16 protein-coding genes are annotated in these 17,628 nt (G+C 33.4%); 8 read left to right on the plus strand and 8 right to left on the minus strand.

Annotated features, from left to right (window positions below; genetic code table 11):
• Positions 1–357: transposase (locus A3EM_RS0122165; RefSeq protein WP_020530446.1), on the plus strand; the 357-nt coding region annotated here is incomplete at its 5' end.
• A 118-nt stretch (positions 358–475) separates the two neighbouring features.
• Positions 476–1,648: an N-methyl-L-tryptophan oxidase gene (solA, locus tag A3EM_RS0122170; RefSeq protein WP_026210517.1), complete on the plus strand. Its 1,173-nt coding sequence runs from the start codon at positions 476–478 to the stop codon at positions 1,646–1,648.
• Between the two features lie 41 nt (positions 1,649–1,689).
• Here solA and A3EM_RS0122175 read toward each other — a convergent pair whose 3' ends face one another.
• Positions 1,690–2,562 (minus strand): universal stress protein, encoded by an 873-nt coding sequence (locus A3EM_RS0122175; protein WP_020530448.1) that lies wholly within the window; start codon positions 2,560–2,562, stop codon positions 1,690–1,692.
• A gap of 209 nt (positions 2,563–2,771) precedes the next feature.
• Between A3EM_RS0122175 and A3EM_RS0122185 the strand changes: the two genes are divergently transcribed.
• Together A3EM_RS0122185 and A3EM_RS0122190 are read left to right on the plus strand one after the other, a co-directional pair.
• A complete protein-coding gene (locus A3EM_RS0122185; RefSeq protein ID WP_026210519.1) occupies positions 2,772–3,350 on the plus strand; it encodes a DUF3109 family protein in 579 nt (192 codons plus the stop codon).
• A 214-nt stretch (positions 3,351–3,564) separates the two neighbouring features.
• Positions 3,565–4,308, plus strand: a complete 744-nt coding sequence (locus A3EM_RS0122190) for a C40 family peptidase (RefSeq protein ID WP_020530451.1) — start codon at positions 3,565–3,567, stop codon at positions 4,306–4,308.
• Here the strand turns inward: A3EM_RS0122190 and A3EM_RS0122195 are convergent, their stop codons facing one another.
• Positions 4,309–4,662, minus strand: a complete 354-nt coding sequence (locus tag A3EM_RS0122195) for a hypothetical protein (RefSeq protein WP_020530452.1) — start codon at positions 4,660–4,662, stop codon at positions 4,309–4,311.
• A gap of 319 nt (positions 4,663–4,981) precedes the next feature.
• On the opposite strand from A3EM_RS0122195, the gene A3EM_RS0122200 reads away from it, so the two are divergent.
• Positions 4,982–5,905 carry a DUF2167 domain-containing protein gene (locus A3EM_RS0122200; RefSeq protein WP_020530453.1) on the plus strand — a complete coding sequence of 308 codons (924 nt, stop codon included), beginning with the start codon at positions 4,982–4,984 and terminating at the stop codon, positions 5,903–5,905.
• Positions 5,906–6,128: 223 nt separating this feature from the next.
• Positions 6,129–7,202 carry a purine nucleoside permease gene (locus A3EM_RS0122205; protein ID WP_020530454.1) on the plus strand — a complete coding sequence of 358 codons (1,074 nt, stop codon included), beginning with the start codon at positions 6,129–6,131 and terminating at the stop codon, positions 7,200–7,202.
• On the opposite strand, the gene A3EM_RS0122210 is transcribed toward A3EM_RS0122205, so the two are convergent.
• Together A3EM_RS0122210 and A3EM_RS0122215 are read right to left on the minus strand one after the other, a co-directional pair.
• On the minus strand, positions 7,199–9,154 hold the full coding sequence (locus tag A3EM_RS0122210; RefSeq protein WP_020530455.1) for a glycogen debranching enzyme N-terminal domain-containing protein: 1,956 nt from the start codon (positions 9,152–9,154) through the stop codon (positions 7,199–7,201). The genes A3EM_RS0122205 and A3EM_RS0122210 overlap by 4 nt on opposite strands.
• A 156-nt stretch (positions 9,155–9,310) precedes the next feature.
• On the minus strand, positions 9,311–10,168 hold the full coding sequence (locus A3EM_RS0122215) for a glucosaminidase domain-containing protein (RefSeq protein ID WP_020530456.1): 858 nt from the start codon (positions 10,166–10,168) through the stop codon (positions 9,311–9,313).
• Between the two features lie 148 nt (positions 10,169–10,316).
• Here A3EM_RS0122215 and A3EM_RS0122220 point away from each other — a divergent pair, with 148 nt between their 5' ends.
• The gene (locus A3EM_RS0122220; RefSeq protein ID WP_020530457.1) at positions 10,317–11,435 is read left to right on the plus strand and encodes a hypothetical protein; all 1,119 of its coding nucleotides are present in this window, start codon (positions 10,317–10,319) and stop codon (positions 11,433–11,435) included.
• 15 nt (positions 11,436–11,450) lie between these two features.
• Here the strand turns inward: A3EM_RS0122220 and A3EM_RS0122225 are convergent, their stop codons facing one another.
• Both A3EM_RS0122225 and A3EM_RS46125 read right to left on the minus strand, forming a co-directional pair.
• Positions 11,451–12,341, minus strand: coding sequence for a tetratricopeptide repeat protein (locus A3EM_RS0122225; RefSeq protein ID WP_020530458.1), 891 nt, complete (start codon positions 12,339–12,341; stop codon positions 11,451–11,453).
• A 13-nt stretch (positions 12,342–12,354) separates the two neighbouring features.
• A complete protein-coding gene (locus tag A3EM_RS46125; protein WP_020530459.1) occupies positions 12,355–12,918 on the minus strand; it encodes an RNA polymerase sigma factor in 564 nt (187 codons plus the stop codon).
• 282 nt (positions 12,919–13,200) lie between these two features.
• Between A3EM_RS46125 and A3EM_RS0122235 the strand changes: the two genes are divergently transcribed.
• Positions 13,201–14,874 (plus strand): glutamine--tRNA ligase/YqeY domain fusion protein, encoded by a 1,674-nt coding sequence (locus A3EM_RS0122235; protein WP_020530460.1) that lies wholly within the window; start codon positions 13,201–13,203, stop codon positions 14,872–14,874.
• Between the two features lie 354 nt (positions 14,875–15,228).
• Here A3EM_RS0122235 and A3EM_RS0122245 read toward each other — a convergent pair whose 3' ends face one another.
• Together A3EM_RS0122245 and A3EM_RS0122250 are read right to left on the minus strand one after the other, a co-directional pair.
• Positions 15,229–16,260, minus strand: a complete 1,032-nt coding sequence (locus tag A3EM_RS0122245) for a Gfo/Idh/MocA family protein (protein WP_020530462.1) — start codon at positions 16,258–16,260, stop codon at positions 15,229–15,231.
• Between the two features lie 31 nt (positions 16,261–16,291).
• Complete coding sequence (locus A3EM_RS0122250; protein WP_211212007.1) at positions 16,292–17,569, minus strand: MFS transporter; 1,278 nt, start codon at positions 17,567–17,569, stop codon at positions 16,292–16,294.
• Between the last annotated feature and the right edge of the window lie 59 nt (positions 17,570–17,628).

The raw sequence follows: 17,628 nt of genomic DNA on the forward strand, positions 1-17,628 counted from the left end.
ATCGAAAAACACTTTAAAGAAATGATGGAAATGCTTGAAAACGTGGATATTAACCCAGAGGGTCTTTTTTTGAATGCCGATGCCGGTTTTGATGGAGGTGAATTAAGAAAACTCTGCTCCAAATATGGCGTAATCCCTAATATCTGTTTCAATAAAAGAAACGGTAGCCTGGTGGATCGTGATGAATATTTTGACCCATTACTCTATAAACAGCGAACCGTCATTGAACATGCATTTGCCTGGTTGGACGCTTATAAAGCTTTATTAATACGATACGAGAGGAAAACTAAGAATTGGTTCAGCTTAAATTTGCTCGGATTTTTTGTCGTTTTTGCCAAAAAAATTAAGGTCACTTAACTTTAGACAACTTCCCAATGAAAAAGCTATCTTATAGCCGTTATTCACTTTTTTTACGTTCCCCTTCATTTATTAGCTTTAATTTGTTTTTTGAAATTTCAATAAAAAGCTATTGGTTGTGAAAACTGAATTTGATATTGCTATAATAGGATTAGGTGCAATGGGAAGTGCTTCTCTTTTTCAGGGGGCTTTAAAGAAGAAAAAAGTCATTGGGTTTGATATGTTTAGCCCTCCGCATTCCTATGGTTCAACTCATGGAGGAACAAGAATAACCCGGCAAACCTATTTTGAAGGTCATGAGTATATCCCCATTTTAAAACATTCCTACGATTTATGGAGAAAAATTGAAAAAGCATCCGGGGAGGATATTCTAAATATTACAGGAGGGTTGATGATAGGAGATAGGTTTAACTCAATTGTCGATAAATGTTTGCAATCTGCGAAACTATATAATTTGCCATATCAATTATTTAACCCTGTGGACCTTAAAAATAAATTTCCTGTTTTGAATACCGGTTCTAATTATTTTGCCCTACTGGATGAATCTGCAGGATATCTGAACCCGGAAAAAGGGGTAAAAAGTCAATTGGATTTGGCCAAAAAATTAGGCGCGGAAATTAGGTTCAATGAAAAAGTAATTAACTGGGAAATTAATGACAATACAGGATTAGTTGAGCTTTTTTCGGAGACAAAAAAATATTTTGCACAAAAATTAATAATTACTGTTGGTCCTTGGGCAGTTGATCAAATGAAACAATATGGTATTGAAATAAAACCAGAAAGGATAGTTCAGTTTTGGATGAAACCTAAAAATGACATTAAACAATTTAATCCATCAAACTTCCCCATTTTTATCTGGACAGTTGAAAAGGATTTAGATTTGTATGGATTTCCGGCAGTTGATAACAAAATGGATGGTGTAAAAGTAGCTTTTTATCCACACAACAAACATCCAATTCGGCAATATACTCATCCAGATTCTATAGACAGAGAAGTTTCTGAAGAAGAAACTTTGGTAATGAAAGAATATCTTAAAAGATATATTCCGGAATTAAATACAGCTCCCTTAAAAACCATTACCTGTATGCATGTTAATTCTCCTGATGGACATCCCATTATTTCAAAACATCCAAATTATGCACAGGTATTATATGGAGTAGGATTTTCTGGTCATGGATTTAAATTCTCTAATGTGGTAGGGGAAATATTAACGGATTTAGCCATTTCGGGTAAATCCAAATTCAATATGAAAATGTTTGACATTTCAAGGTTTAATAAAAAGGCCCTCTGAAATTTTTCAAAGAGCCTTATCTGTACTAGACAAATCAATTATTACTTATAATGTTGATTGAAAGTAAGTACTGGCAATGACGAGTGATTGGCTACTTCTTCTGCAATACTACCCAGGAACAAATGAGCTAATCCTGTCCTCCCGTGGGTGGTTAATGCTAAAAGACCAGCCCCAATAGAATTACCAAATACCCGAATTCCTTCTTCTTCAGTGAAATAGTTGAAAACATTGATATTGTAATCTTTAAAATCGTGACCCTTCACAAAATTTTCAATTAACAATTCGGTATCGGGAGTAGTCTCAAAAGTATTTGGTGTAATTATTTTCACAAATTCAATTTCAGAATCAAACAATTTTTGAAACTCCTTTAAAGTGGATATGGCTTTTTCCGAAACTTTTTTGAAATTAGATGCAAAAACAATTTTCCTTGGATTGAAATTTTCAATTCCTTTTTTCACAGTGAGTACCGGAACTTTTGACAACCGGATAACGCGCTCAGTATTTGAACCTACTAAAACTTCATCCAACCCGCTTGAACCTTTAGATCCGATCACAACCAAATCTGTATCATCTTTTATTATAAAATCAGCAATATGCTTCTGGAAAGAATCGAAAACCACATGATTTTTTATGGTTACATAGTTATATTCTTCTTTTATCTTATTAATTTTTTCCTTGGTAATACTCATCAATTTATTGACATAGTTTTTGTGCAATGCCGGATCCTCCGGAGAGGTATAACTAGCCCCAATTATATCATAAGTAGGAGATTGACCAATAACAGGAATATCCATCACATGCAGTAAGGTAATTTCTGCACCAGACCATTTTGCAATTGAAACTGCAACCCCTAAAGCATTACTTGCTTCTTCAGAAAAATCTGTTGGAACGAGAATTTTATTAATTTGTGACATGTGTTTAAAATTTAATGGTTCATAGTAATTTTATAATAACAAAAGCTTCATAAACTTATCAGAATTTAAATTTATTGAAATTTCTGTTGGTTTGGGGTAAATATATTTTTTACCGGAAGAAAATACTATGAGGATTATCAGTAAAAACATTGGGGGTTGGTCAATTAAAGTTTAATAATTTACCTTTGAACCTCAAAAAACAAATAAAAATGATAGTAGTTGGGAATACCATTTTGAGTGATGATATTATGGAAAACTTCTTTGTATGTGATTTAAAAAAATGCAAAGGAGCATGCTGTGTAGAAGGAGATTTAGGCGCACCCCTTGAAGATGAGGAAAAAGAAATGGTTAAAAATATTTTTGAAGAGGTAAAACCCTATTTATCCAAAGAAGGTTTAGCGGAAATAGAAAAACAGGGCGTTTATATTAAAGATGAAGAAGGGGATTATTCTACTCCAACCATCAACAATAGAGAATGTGCATACGCCATTTACGATGAAAAAGGAATTCTAAAATGTGGAATTGAACAGGCTTACCTGGACGGAAAAATTGAATTTAGAAAACCGATATCATGTCATCTATACCCAATAAGAATAAGTAATTATGATAAATATGATGCTTTGAATTATGACCAGTGGGATATTTGCTCCCCGGCATGTAGTAATGGTAAATCTTTGGGGGTTCCAGTTTATAAATTTCTGAAAGAACCATTGATTAGAAAATATGGAAAAGATTGGTATGAAGCTTTAGAGTTGGAAATAGAAGAAAGATTAAGGCATAATATTTAATGTATAACCGCAGTTAATAGATTTAAAGGTTTAAAAAATTTATTACCTCCTTTTTTTGAAGGAAAAAATTTATAGATTTAACTATTAGTTTGTTATTTTTTCAACTTAAAATCATATAAAAGGAGGGCATTTCAAAATAATATTTCCCTATTTACGATCATTTTTTTGTTTCCCTATTTTAAAAGAGATTTTTTTTATAAAAGATATTTGCAATATGTCACAAAACCCCAATGAACAGTCTGACTCAAAAACTAAAAGGATAACCATAATTACCATAATTGTTGTAGTATTATTATTTTTTGCCATTGGGGTGGTTTCCTATAAACTTTATGAATCCAGCAAGGAATTAACAAAGAACCAACAACTGGTAACATCTTTGCAAAATCAGGTGAAGAAGGATCAGGATGCATCAAATAGGAAGTCGAACCCAACTGGGATGGATGTTCAGGAAGTTTTCAATCTAATTAATGATATAATGGTCCGGGAATCCATTCCATTTGTAAAAGATGGAGTTAATATGGACAAAGTATTGGCAAATCTCAAGAATCTGCCGGATGGAAGTAGAAAAAAGACACTTACCACTTCTATTCTTTTAGCCCTGCGAAAGTACCCGTTTAGGTTAAAAGGAGATAGCCCTAAAAATGGTTTTAATTCTCCAAGGTTTATAAAATATGTTTTAGGTTTTGTGGATATAAATATAGAAGAAAATTCGGGTGAATTTCTTTCCTCAACCATGATGACCCAGCTTGAAAAAGTGGAAACCCCCCAGCCGGGTGATTTAATGTTTTTTACTGGGAGACCAGGGAATATTGCACTTTTTTATTTGGGAGAAAGCGATGTTTCAGGTAATGGCATTGGTATCGGACTTTTGGGTTTAAACTTCCCCACTGCCATATATGAAACCTCTGCATTTAATGCTGATTTTTTAGGATATTACAGAGTCAATTATCCAGACTAATTAAAGAATAACCATTTCAAAGGTGTTTTCCCCTTTTTGAAGAATAGGAAGTTCTCTAATTGTTTTTGCAAACAAGGCATCTGCTCTTACAAACAGGGTTCTTCCTGCTGGAATTCTTTCCAAATAAGCTTCTCCATTACTGTCCGTTTTAGCCTTTCTAAAGCTGCTATTTAGTTCCTCAGCATCTTCCCGATTAGTATAAATCCTTACGGTAATGTTATCCCTTAAATTACCAGAAAGTGCCCCTTTTACGATTACTGTTAAATTAGCATCTCCATTAAACAAATCTTCCTCACATGAAGAACTAAAAAAAATTAAGGTAAAGACCGAAAGATAAAAAATAACCTTTTTCATAGTTTTTAGCATTTAGTTTTCCAGAGAAAATATAAATTGTAAAGGTGATGAGGATTATACGAATAGGTTAATAAATGGTTGTTTGAAATTTACTGAACCATCATACTTCATATAAAACCACAAGGCTAAATGGGTAGTTCTGTACCTTAAAAGATACAGGAAGAAACAAAATCACGTATGCATAAAGTTATTTTCTATTTGAATCATGTAATTTCCATTAACAATTATTACCTTTAAAAATCGTTTAAAGTAATCTTTTGCTACGGTTTTTATTGTACAATTCATTAATTATAAAATTTCAGATAACTAAATTCATTTTATGCAGACTAAATTCAAAGGGCTTTTCTCCCTCTTGTTCCTTATTGGAATACTTACAAACTCTTTTGCTCAAAATTCTACAGAAGAAGAAGTGGTTGAGCTTGATTCCTCAGCTATCCTTCAAATAATGTATGACCACTATGTAGATAGTATTGAACAGACATTTACTTTCCACAGGGGAAAGGTAACACTTTCCAATGGTCTGGCAGAGTTAAATGTGCCAAGTGGTTTCAAATATCTTGGTCCCGAAGAAAGTGAAATTGTATTAAGCAATATTTGGGGTAATCCACCAAGAGAAGAATTAGGGTTGGGGATGCTTTTTCCGGAAGGTATTAAAGTTGCAGCCCCTGGAATCTGGGCGATAGAGATATCCTATGAAGAAAGTGGCTATGTTGAAGACGATGAGGCTGAGGATATCGATTATGATGAATTACTGGAAACCATGCAGGATGATACAAATGAAAGTAACAAATTAAGAATGGAAATGGGGTATGAATCCATTCAATTAGTAGGGTGGGCGGTAACTCCCTATTATGACGAAGCCAATAAAAAGCTTCATTGGGCAAAAGAAATTAAATTCGGAGAGGCTGAAGAAAACACACTGAATTACAACATTAGAATATTAGGTAGAAAGGGAGTGTTAGTATTAAATGCTATCGCAGATATGAATCAGTTACAATTGGTACAGGAGCAGATTGATCCGGTATTGGCATCGGTTGAGTTTATGCCAGGGAATACCTATGGCGAATTTAATCCGGAAGTAGATAAGATTGCCGCTTATGGCATTGGTGGTTTGGTGGCCGGTAAAGTTCTTGCAAAAACCGGTTTTTTTGTGGTATTGGCAAAATTTTGGAAATTCATCGCTATTGGCTTCGTAGCGGCATTTGGTTTTATCAAAAAAATATTTTTTGGATCAAAAGAATAAAATGTAAAAATCAATTTTGCTTTAGATTACTAAGTACTATTTCTTACCGAAGCGGATTAATGTTAAATTTAATCCGCTTTTTTTAAATTTACCCATCTTAAAAAAAAGAATAAATTACCATTTGCCATATAGTTTTTGTTTTGGTTTATAACTTTGAATTGGCTTTATGACATTCTAAACAATTAAAATTCCACCAGTGAAAAAGTTTTACAATTTGTGCTCAGTGCTACTTTTCTTAAACATAATTTCCTGTGACACATCGCTCCAAAATAAAAATGAATCAAGCCAGGAGAAAAAGATACCAATAAAAGTAGTGGTCATCTCCATGTTTGAACTAGGAGAAGATGAAGGCGACAGGCCTGGAGAATTTCAGTTTTGGGTAGAGCGAATCCCCTTAAATGAAAGTATTGGTTTTCCTGTTGGAAATAGGAATTTAAGGTTAAACAGGGAAAAAGGAATTCTTGGAATTTGTACTGGAATTGGTTCTATTAATTCTGCAGCCTCAATTATGGCTTTGGGCTTAGACGAAAGATTTGATTTGTCCAAAGCCTATTTTATTGTGGCAGGAATCTCAGGAATTGATCCGGAAGATGCATCCACCGGATCGGCTGTCTGGGCAGAATGGCTGGTGGACGGAGACTTATCTCATGAGATTGATGGTCGTGAAATTCCTCAGGATTGGACTACTGGGTACATTCCTTTAAGAAAGAAAAAACCTTTTGAAAAACCTCTTCCTGAAGATAATGAAGGGGCCGTTTTCCGACTTGATCCGGATTTAGTGGAATGGGCATATCAATTAACCAAGCAGGTAGAGTTAATTGATAATGAGGAAATTACCAAGATGAGAAGTCAGTTTAAAAACTTTCCAAATGCCCAGAAACCTCCGCAGGTTTTAAAAGGTGATCATTTAGCTGCCATGACTTATTGGCATGGAGAACTGATGAACACATGGGCAAATGATTGGGTGAGTTACTGGAGCAATGGAAAAGGGAATTTTGTAACAAGTGCGATGGAAGATACCGGAACTATGTCATCCCTTTTAGCTCTGGAGAAAGGAGGAAAAGTGGACAGCAAAAGATTTTTAGTACTTAGAACAGCTAGTAACTTTACCATGCAACACGAAGGAATAACAGCCTCTCAAAGCCTTAGTGGGGAAAACCTTGAAGGAGGAGGATATTCTGCATTTATCCCTTCTCTTGAAGCGGCCTGGCTTGTGGGAAGTAAAGTTATATTCAATATAACAGACAATTGGAATTCATTTGAAAAAGGTTTTGAACATCTTAAAAACCCGAACTAGGATAAACCAAAAACTGATAGAAGCCTGTAAAGTCTTTGTGAACTTGCATGGTCTCTAAAGGCTGAAATTATTGAAAATGGATTTGATTTTTTCTCTTCCGGATTTTCCGATGATTCATTTTTAGATTTTTGGAACCAGTTGTCATTGATGTTATTTTTCAAAACAGGTATTTCCGGGAAATAATTTGAAAAAAGGCCATATTCAATCCCGATTCTGAGAATTTCTCCAGTTGAATTGCAGTCCATTATCACACCATTTTCCGCCTTAAAAGGATTACTAAAATCCATAGATTCAGTAATAGTTCTTTTCCCATTTCTTATTAAATGATTCATTAAATGCTGAAAAATAAATTTTCCTTTAATTAATCCTTCATTCCTTTTAAACTTGATCAGTCCTTCAATAAAAGCAGTCATTTCTAAGGTTTTTATTTCACCAATTAGATTATTTGAGGATATGTTTTTTTCAATTCCAGGAATTAAATAAGATTCAATATTATCCAATAAACTTATTCCAGAGGCCTTGGAATGAATAGGATAGGGGAGACTCATTGCAAATAATTGCTTTTTTAAGGAGGATTCTTTTTTTAAACCGGTATTATATTTTTGTTTATTAAAACCCTCCTTAAGTTTTTCAGCCAGTTTGTTTGAATATTCTGCATACTCTTCCTTATTAAAAAGTTTTTGGAAAAAACTACTGAGTTTTAAAGAATTAAAAGCAGAAATAATTCTATTTAAATTGGCCTCCTTTACATCAAAAAAAGGTTCACTAAAAATTTCAATTGATTTTAGCAATTGATGTAAAGTCCCCAAAACAGGTTGAAGTTTTTTTTCTAAAAAAGACAAATTTTCTGTGTACTGAAGGTATTTTACACAAGAAGTCAAATAAATAGAAAGCAATTTAAAATATTCAGGGGAATCAGGCTTGTTTTCCATTTGTTCAAAACTTTTCTTCAACAAGGCCCGAAAATGGGAAAACCTTCCTGTAGCCAAAATTAATCCCGGCAAACCAATTAAAGAATAAGGCGAATCGATAGAATCAAATTTGAAGAATTTATCTCTTACAAATAATTTTTCATTTTGATGGATAAAAAACTGCTCTGCTGAAATTTGTAATTTCTGGAAGATTTTAGTGCTCTTTTTGGAAATGTATTTTTCCCTTCTTTGTATTTCCTTTTCAAACAATTTAAGGGCATCATCATTTTCCTTTTCCGAAGAAATGATAATTCCCAGCTTTTGACCTTCTTTAAGCGAAACAGAAAAATGTCCAGGACTAAAAAGGTCCTCCTTAAAATCATTACCCAGCTCTAATTCTCTAAGGAGTTCATGGCTATAATACCAGGTGGAATTAAAATTAAATTCCGAACCAGGAATAGAAATAAATAGTTCGGGATTATTGGGATAGGCTTTGTAATAAAAATTTCCTGACTCAAACTTACCTGATTCACATATGGAATCATTATGGAAATGAAGCCTGGTGCAATCTCTATTTGCAACCAATGGTTTAAGTTCCAATAAAAAAGGGGTAGGAGAATTTAGAACCTCATAAATGATTACCAACGAATTTCTTTCATGGATAAAAGCGATGCTTTTTTTTATTCTTATTTCATCCAGGTGGAAAGTAAATTCTGGGTATAAGTCTGTTCGAATATTTTCAATCCTTTTATATCCTTCTGGGAACAATCGATTTGGGTACTGATTGGTGGTTAGGGAAAGTTTATTATTTTGAGTTACAACTTGTTCATCAAACTTGGAAAGCACAACATAAGGAGGGTCGGATAATGGAGCATGATTTCCAGGCACCACAAATAAACCATGGGCTTTCCTGGTATTAACACCACAGGAAGTAGAACTTGCGTATGCACCAATTCCATTACTTTCTAACCATTCCTGAGAACTTAAAATTTTAAAATTTGGTGATGAAAAAGTATTAGGTTGGAACCGATTTAGTAACATGTCAGGAAGATTTACAGGGTTAACAACAAAATTCCATAATCGTTACATAAATTAGTTGATCTAAAGCATAATTACAATAAAAAATAAAATTTATTAAAACAATTTTGAAAAAATACAAAATATTGTATTTTATTTATATTTATTATAACAATTTCATTAATAATCCAGTACATCTAAATGAAGACTATTAATAATATTGATTAAGGTTTGTCCACAACTTGATTGAAAGACTGTATAATCCTTTTCATTACAGTCATAAGTATTAATTACATTTGCCCAATGGACAAAGTTTTTCCCTCCCACAAATAAATTTGCATACTCACTTTTAGAAATCAGCTGTCCACTAAAATCTTCAAAAGATTGAGTGGGGTTTTTATAGGTTTTAGCTCCTCCACCGACATCTTTTAAGGCAAAAAAATTGTTTTCCCTTGCTTCTGTTCCATAATTAGTAGAGGCAATCGTTTTGGCCACCAAAATGGAAAATGGGATGTGGTTTTTCCATTGTTCATTTAAAGCATTAAGCACAATATTAAATGCACTATTAGTTAAGAAACCTTTTTCTTTTTCAGATAAATCAGGATTCTCCAAAATAAGGGATTGTATGAATAAATCATTCAACTCCAAGTTCAATGAATAGGCTTCTTTTTCCGATAGTTGTGAAGTAGTAGGTATTCCATTATTGATAAGATATTGAGAAATTAATAGGTGCTTTTTGGCCAAAAAATTCTTCTTTTTTAAATCAATTGAAATTTTTTTTCTCTTATCATTCACTAAAGAATTTTCCTGGCTATGATAAGTAAATATTTCAACCTTTCTTTTTTTCGAAAACAAATTAGTTTCAGCTATTTCTGAGATTAGCCAAAGTGATAAAAACGCAATTAGAAATTTTGGCAGGAAACTTTTTGTATCAAAAATAAAAACTTCCTGGATTTTTATTTCTTCCTGAATAGGAGAGAAATTGAAAGTGTGTGAGGATGGTGTATTTGTCGATTGGTTTAAAATTATAGTATTCATTTCAAAAACAACAATGTTAAAAAAAATATCATTTCTAACACAAATGTACGAATAAGTAAATTTAATAAACAATAAAATGTTAATTATTTTGACATTTTGTGATTTTTGCTTATTTTAGTTGCAAGTTGCAACTAAAACTGATTAAGAAATGAACACATCAAATAGAAAATTTGAACTACAACTCATTGAAGAAGAATTAAATTATCTCATCAAAAACGACAGAAAAAACTGGATAAGAACAGCTAAACTTTTGTTCAGAATAGAGCAGGAAAAATTATATGAAGTCAGGGCTGTTTCATTTACCAGATATGTAGTCCAGCTTGCAGAACAAAATAAAATTAATGTATCCACCCTGTGGAGAGCAAAAACTGCAGCAAATGTTTATGCTGAATTATTGGGATATGAAAACATAAAGGAAATAAAAGAAGAAAAGGTAAAAACCACTCCAGAACAATTAGAAACCTATAAGAAAATAAAGACCATTGCGCCTGAAAAAATTGTAGAAGAAATTAAAAATAAATTAATAGAAGGGGAGGGAATAAGAAATGAATTACATGCGGTTTGGAAAACATACAGACCCTTGAAGAAAGGCAAAACTGAACGAGGTAGGAAAAATAATAAGCAGAATAATGAGGTATTGGTAAGTGCGGATCAGTACCACTTGCCTTTTGATGATGAGGAAGTAATGATAAACAAAGAAATTGAAGATGAAAATTATGGATATCTTTTAAAGGATATTCAAAAACTGGAAAAGTATAACCTTTCCACGGAAGACCTGACTATTGGAAATATAAAAAACGCATTAAGAGGAAGAAAATGGATTTCATTGGCACTTGGAAAGTATAATCTCTGCCAGTTCAATTCCTTTTATGATATTAGCTTTAAAGACTATGAAAAAAATATTCGATATAAATTTGACTATATTGGATTCATTAAAAAGGACAAAAAAATAAATAGTTTTCCCATTCTTGTTGGAGTTGTAGTCAATACAAATCCAACATCTCATATTTTACAAAGAAAAATCAAAGTACAATTCCCCTATTTTAATTGCTTTTATGTTGCAATCCCTCTTAAAGATGAAATCATCAGAAAAGCGCTTGAAAATATTCCTGAATCAACAGGAATAATTGCTATCGGAAAAGAAATAGAAGGGGGAACACGCCATGAACTAAAAATGGTAAGAAAAAGTAAACTTACTTCCTCCATAGAGGAAAAAAACAGAGCTATTCTTTTTCAAAAACTTCTTGAAAATAATTTAGGTTGGTGAATATCATAGCTGTTATTAAAATTCCTTCAACAATTTCTCAGCTTTTTCCTGATAAGAATCACCACCATTTTTTGCTAAATCCATGAAAACAACTTTGGCTTCATCTATTTCCCCATTTTTAAGAAAACTAATGCCCAAATACCACTTTGTCCGTGTCTCAAACTCTCCGGGATTATTTTCCAGGAGTTCTTTAAAAATATTGATGGATTCTTCAGGCTGGTTATTTGCCAAATAAGCATTCCCCAGGTAAAACTTCAATTTGTCATCTTCCGCCTTTGAAAGTAACTCCCGGAAGGAATTAATAGAAGTTTCATATTGACCCAGGCTATAGGCGTTATACGCTTTTTGGATTTGATCTTCTACTTTTTCAGATTCTGAGCCTCTCACCACTGTCAAATTTTCATCATCTGAGTTTATATAAGTATAAGGACCCTGACCAATTTCATTATAAGCTAAATTGTATAGCCTTTCGGAATTTGGAGTAGAGAAAATAAAGTAGGCGGCAATTAAAAGAGCAATACTGGCTGCAATGCCCATTGATTTATAAGTGAACAAGGAAAATGATCGGTTATTTTGCGATTCTTGTTTGAGTTGAATTTGTTTCCCTTCTTTGGGAGAAATTTTCACACCATATTTTTCTTCAAGATCCACCTGGTCAGCAAGCTCCAGGAATGGTTCTAAATCCTGATTTGAATATTGATTAAACCCAAGGCTTTTAAGTGACCCTTTTAATTCCTTTCTAGTGCTGTATCTAATCCCAGGTAAAATGGTTTTTACATCCAGAAATAATTTATTGAACTGGTCATCACTTTGCCTCAAAGATTCAAATTCTTTTACCTCATCTGTTGAAAGTTTGTTAGCCAGGTAGTTTTCTATGAACTCAATGTAGTTTTCCTCATTTTCCATGGTCAGGAAATATTTAGTTATTATTAAATAGTTTTCTAAGTCTTTTCATGCATTTTGCCTTTTGGTTTTTAGCCACATCCGCATTTTTGTAGTTGAGTAGTTCTGCAATTTCAATCATCCTTTTCTTATGGTAATAGTGTAATTCCAATAACCTTTTGCAAGGATTACCCAAATCTGTTAAGCACGTTTCTACAATTTTAAATTTTTGTTCAGTCTCATTTTCAAAATGCTCATTTTCTTCATCATAAAAAGTTTCTGAACTTTTGCTTATTTCAATTTTGATATCATTAAACCGATTATCTTTTTTTACAAAGGCTAATGTTTTATTTATTCCAATCTGAAAAAGATAGGTTTTGAGCGTACTACTTAAATTTTCTTCGTTTAACCGGCCGTTGGTAATATTTTCATACAAGGCCACCATTGATTCGCTGAAAATATCTTCAGCATCCTCTCTGGTAAGTTTGTTAAACTTTCTAAGTATTAAGCCTAAAAACTCATTATGAAACTGTAAATAAACTTCTTCTAAAGCAACCTGGTCTCCTGTGTGAATCCTTTGTAAAACAGAAAGATCGTTCATCTTTGACTTTTAATAAATGATATATAAAAAGGTAACCCTTTAATAAAAAAAAATGATTTGCCAATATAAAAATTCCTGTATTAATAGTATTTATAATCTTAAAAAAATTAAAATTTGAGAATTTATCGGTACAAATAATCAAAATTTAATTCAAACTTTATCTTTGCATTACAAAAGAGAAATTGATTTCTTTTTTACTCGTTTTATTTTATTGAAAATCAAACAAATAGGCATAAAAAAAGTTTCTTTGTTCACAAAACGATACTTTAGCAAAAAGGATATATGAGTACTACAGAGGAAAAGGCACCATTAAACTTTATCGAAATTAAAATCGAGGAAGATTTAAAAAACCATAAAAACGACAGTAAAGTCCATACCAGGTTTCCACCCGAACCAAATGGTTATTTGCACATTGGACATGCCAAATCTATTTGTCTAAATTTTGGTCTGGCTCAAAAGTACAATGGATTATGCAATTTAAGGTTTGACGACACTAATCCTGAAAAAGAAAATATAGAATATGTGAATTCTATAAAATCTGATGTAAAATGGTTGGGGTTTGATTGGGGTGACAGAGAATTTTATGCTTCTGATTACTTCGAAAAGTTATACGAATATGCTATAAAACTAATCCAAATTGGTAAAGCTTATGTGGACGACTCTACGGCTGAGGAATTAAGCCGTATGAGAGGAACAACTACTGAACCGGGAATAGAAAGCCCTTTTCGAAGCAGGTCTGTAGAAGAGAACCTTGAATTATTCAAGAAAATGAAAAATGGAGAATTTGAGGAGGGAAGTCGGATATTAAGGGCCAAAATTGACATGGCCTCACCTAATATTCACTTAAGGGATCCTGCGATTTACAGGATTAAAAAAGTAAAACATCATAGAACCGGAGATGATTGGTTCATTTATCCTATGTACGACTGGGCACATGGATTATCAGATTCAATTGAAGGAGTTACACACTCCATCTGTACACTTGAATTTGAGGTTCACCGACCATTGTATGACTGGATTTTGGATCAGTTAGAAGTATTCCATCCTCAACAAATCGAGTTTGCCAGACTCAATTTAACATACACAGTTTTGAGTAAAAGGAAATTACTTCAGTTAGTAACAGAGAAACATGTTTCTTCATGGGATGATCCCAGGATGCCAACAATTTCCGGACTGAGAAGAAGAGGATATTCCCCTGCATCTATTCGGAATTTTGCCAAGAAAATAGGGGTAGCAAAAAGAGATGGGATAATTGATGTTGCTCTATTGGAACACAGTGTGAGAGAAGATTTGAATAAGGAAGCTAATCGGGTAATGGGTGTTTTAAATCCATTAAAAGTAACTATTACCAATTATTCTGAGGGAAAAACTGAAATGTTATCAGCCAAAAATAACCCGGAAAAGGAAGAAAGAGGGGAGAGGGAACTGCCTTTTTCAAAAGTTATTTATATAGAAAAAGGTGACTTCATGGAAAACCCTCCACGAAAATATTTCCGGTTATCTCCAGAGAAGGAAGTAAGGCTAAAGTTTGCTTATATTATTAAATGCGAGGAAGTTATAAAAGATAAATCTGGGGAAGTTGTAGAGCTGAAATGTACCTATGATATCAATTCAAAAAGTGGAAGTGATACTTCAGGGAAAAAAGTGAAGGGAACTATTCATTGGGTTTCAGCAGCGCATGCTGAAACAGCAGAAGTTAGACTGTATGACCGACTATTTTCTGTAGAAGATCCGGCTGGAAATAAAGAAAAAGACTTTCTGGAATTTATTAATCCAGATTCTAAAGTCGTGCAAAAAGCATTTGTAGAGCCCGGAATAAAGAACTTTAATATTGGTGAAAGTTTTCAGTTTGAAAGATTGGGCTATTTTTGTTTGGATCCCGAAACCTCAGCTAATCAGTTGGTTATAAACAGGACGGTGACTTTGAGAGATAGCTGGGGAAAAAAGAAAAATTGAACATCTTCAATAAAAATACTAAATTGTGGTTATTTTAATTAGGAAAATTTAATGTTATATTAGTGTTATAATCCTTTCATTTTCCTAATTAATTACCACAACAACTCTAAATTTTACTTTTCTGGAAAAACCGCCAAACTCAATGGTGCTTGGCAAGTAATTATTTAATTCTACAAATTTCCAGAAAACTAATGGATCATCCACCTTCAAAAAATTATGGTTTTGATATCAATGACATCATTATGATAATGATGGTAATTGTGGCTTTGGTGCTGTGTTCAATCTTATTTATTAATTAATGATAATTTATGTTATGTTAAGTAGATTATTTTCTTTTCCGTTTATCTGCCCTACTTAAAAAACGATATCTGAAATTTGATTAGTTGAATGAGAATTATACACAGCTTCTTGTATGATAAGAGTTTTTAAATAATCCTCCCCGGATGTTTCAAAATTTTTGTTTTTCAACAAACTATCTACAAAGTGAATTTGTGTCCTGTATACACAATCTCCACTAAAATCAATATTTTCATGATGATATGAATGTTCCTTTTCCACTCCACCCAATTCCTGTATAGTTATCTTACCATCAGTATATAACCTTATTGAACCTTTATCCCCTTCCAGCAGACATTCTCCAAAAGTATATCTCGGATTAGCATAATTACTTTCATTATACCTGTTACCATCAAAAATTCCCTGTGCGCCATTAGCAAAATCAAATAAGATAATTCCTGCATCTTCACCAGCAATTTCATTATTTAATTTTTTTAACCTCGCGTAAACACTTTTTACTTCTCCAAATAAAAAACGAAATGTATCAATAAAATGAACCCCAGTTTCAAATATCAGCAATTTTGGCATCTCTCTAAAATAGGGCTGCCTGGCCATATAGGCATCTTTTTGCCACCCATCTCCCATTCTCATTCTAAAATTTAAATAGAACAGCTTCTCCCCTATTTCTCCCTTATTTAGCAGTTTTTTTATTTCTCTATGCCATGGTTGAAACCTAAAATTTTCATGTATCATTAATCTCACTCCGGATTTCTGACAGTATTCAACCAACTTTTGCGCTTCTTCAAAGCTTGGAGCCAAAGGTTTTTGGCAAATGATATTGATCCCTAAATCAGCAGCTGCTTTACAAATTTCAAAATGTGTATTTGGCGGTGTTACTATATCAACAAAATCAGGCTTTTCCTTTTCAAGCATTTCCCTGAAATCAAAGTAATAGTTGGGGATTTTATAAGCCTGAGTAAATTCCTCACATTTTCGCTGGTCCAAATCTGACATAGCTGCAATTTCCACCTTCGGTATTCTACTCCAGGCGGCATAATGGAATTTTCCAAAATATCCGGCACCAATTACTACTCCTTTTAAACTACGCATATCTTAAATAAATCAACTGTAAATCAATACTTTAATACTCTTCCAGACTTTTTTGCGGCTTTGTTTTTAACCATAACCAAATGGCTAATAAATTTAAACCTGCACCCACAAAGAAAAATGGAGTTACTGACCCAGTCCAGTCTTTAAGATAGGGAAATGCAAGGGCTGTCAACATAGACCCCACATTACCCGCCATATTCATTGTGCCACTTACAGCTCCAGAATTTTTTCTCCCAATATCCACACAAAGCGACCAGGAGGGGCTTAAAGTCATGTCCGCTCCAAATATAGCCAGGGATAAAAAGATTATAGCCACCGTCACATTATCCGCATATACGCTGGCAACTAAACCGATGATGGCTAAGGAAAAGCCCAGAATCGCTGGAATCTGCCTTGATAGTTCCCATTTCCCTTTCTTATACATATAATCAACTAACCATCCTGAAAACCAATTTCCAAAGGCACCAAAAATCAAGGGAGCCGAAGCATAAAACCCTGCTTCTAAGGTATCTAATTGATATTTTTCTTTAAGATGGGGAAATAACCAGGTCAGACTAAAGAAGAAAGTGAAATTACTACAGAAATACTGGCCCATGGCCAACCACATATTTTTAGATTTCACCAAATATACCAAAGACAATTTTTCTTGCTTTTCTCCAGAAGTTTCCTGTCTTTTATTGATAATCTCTTCTTTTTCATAATCACTGATAAATGGGTGATTTTCCGGTACGTCTCTAAATAAAAAGTACCATAAAACCGCCCAGCAAACCCCTACTCCACCCAATACGTAAAAGCTGGAGCGCCATCCCAATTGATCAATTAATAAAGCCACTAAAGGTAAGGCAAAGGCCGCCCCCAATCTTGAACCCGAAAAATTAATTCCAGTGACCAGGCCTCTTTCATTTAATGGAATCCAGGAAAAAGTAGCTCTGGCTATCCCGGGAAAGGCCCCCGCCTCCCCTGCACCAAATAATAACCGGGCAACTGTGAGAGAAATAAAATTCCATGCAGCTCCTGTGAAGGCAGTAAATATTGACCAAAAGGAGACTACAGTGGTTAAAATAGCCCGTGGACCCAATCGATCAGCCATTATTCCAGAGGGTGTTTGGAAAAGCGCATAACCTAATGCAAATACAGAGAATATTATGCCCATTTCCTTGTCACTAAGATTAAGGTCACTGGCAATGGGATCTTTTGCTACAGAGATACAAACCCTATCAATGTATAATAATAAGGCTAATAGAAATGTACCAAAAACCATAAAATACCGTAGGGGAATTAATGGTTTTTTCAAAACCTTTGTTTTCATTTTCATATTTTATTAAATTGTAAACTAGTACTTTATGTTACAAAACATAAAGCATTAGT

Source organism: Flexithrix dorotheae DSM 6795, assembly GCF_000379765.1.
In the GTDB taxonomy this organism is placed as follows: domain Bacteria; phylum Bacteroidota; class Bacteroidia; order Cytophagales; family Flammeovirgaceae; genus Flexithrix; species Flexithrix dorotheae.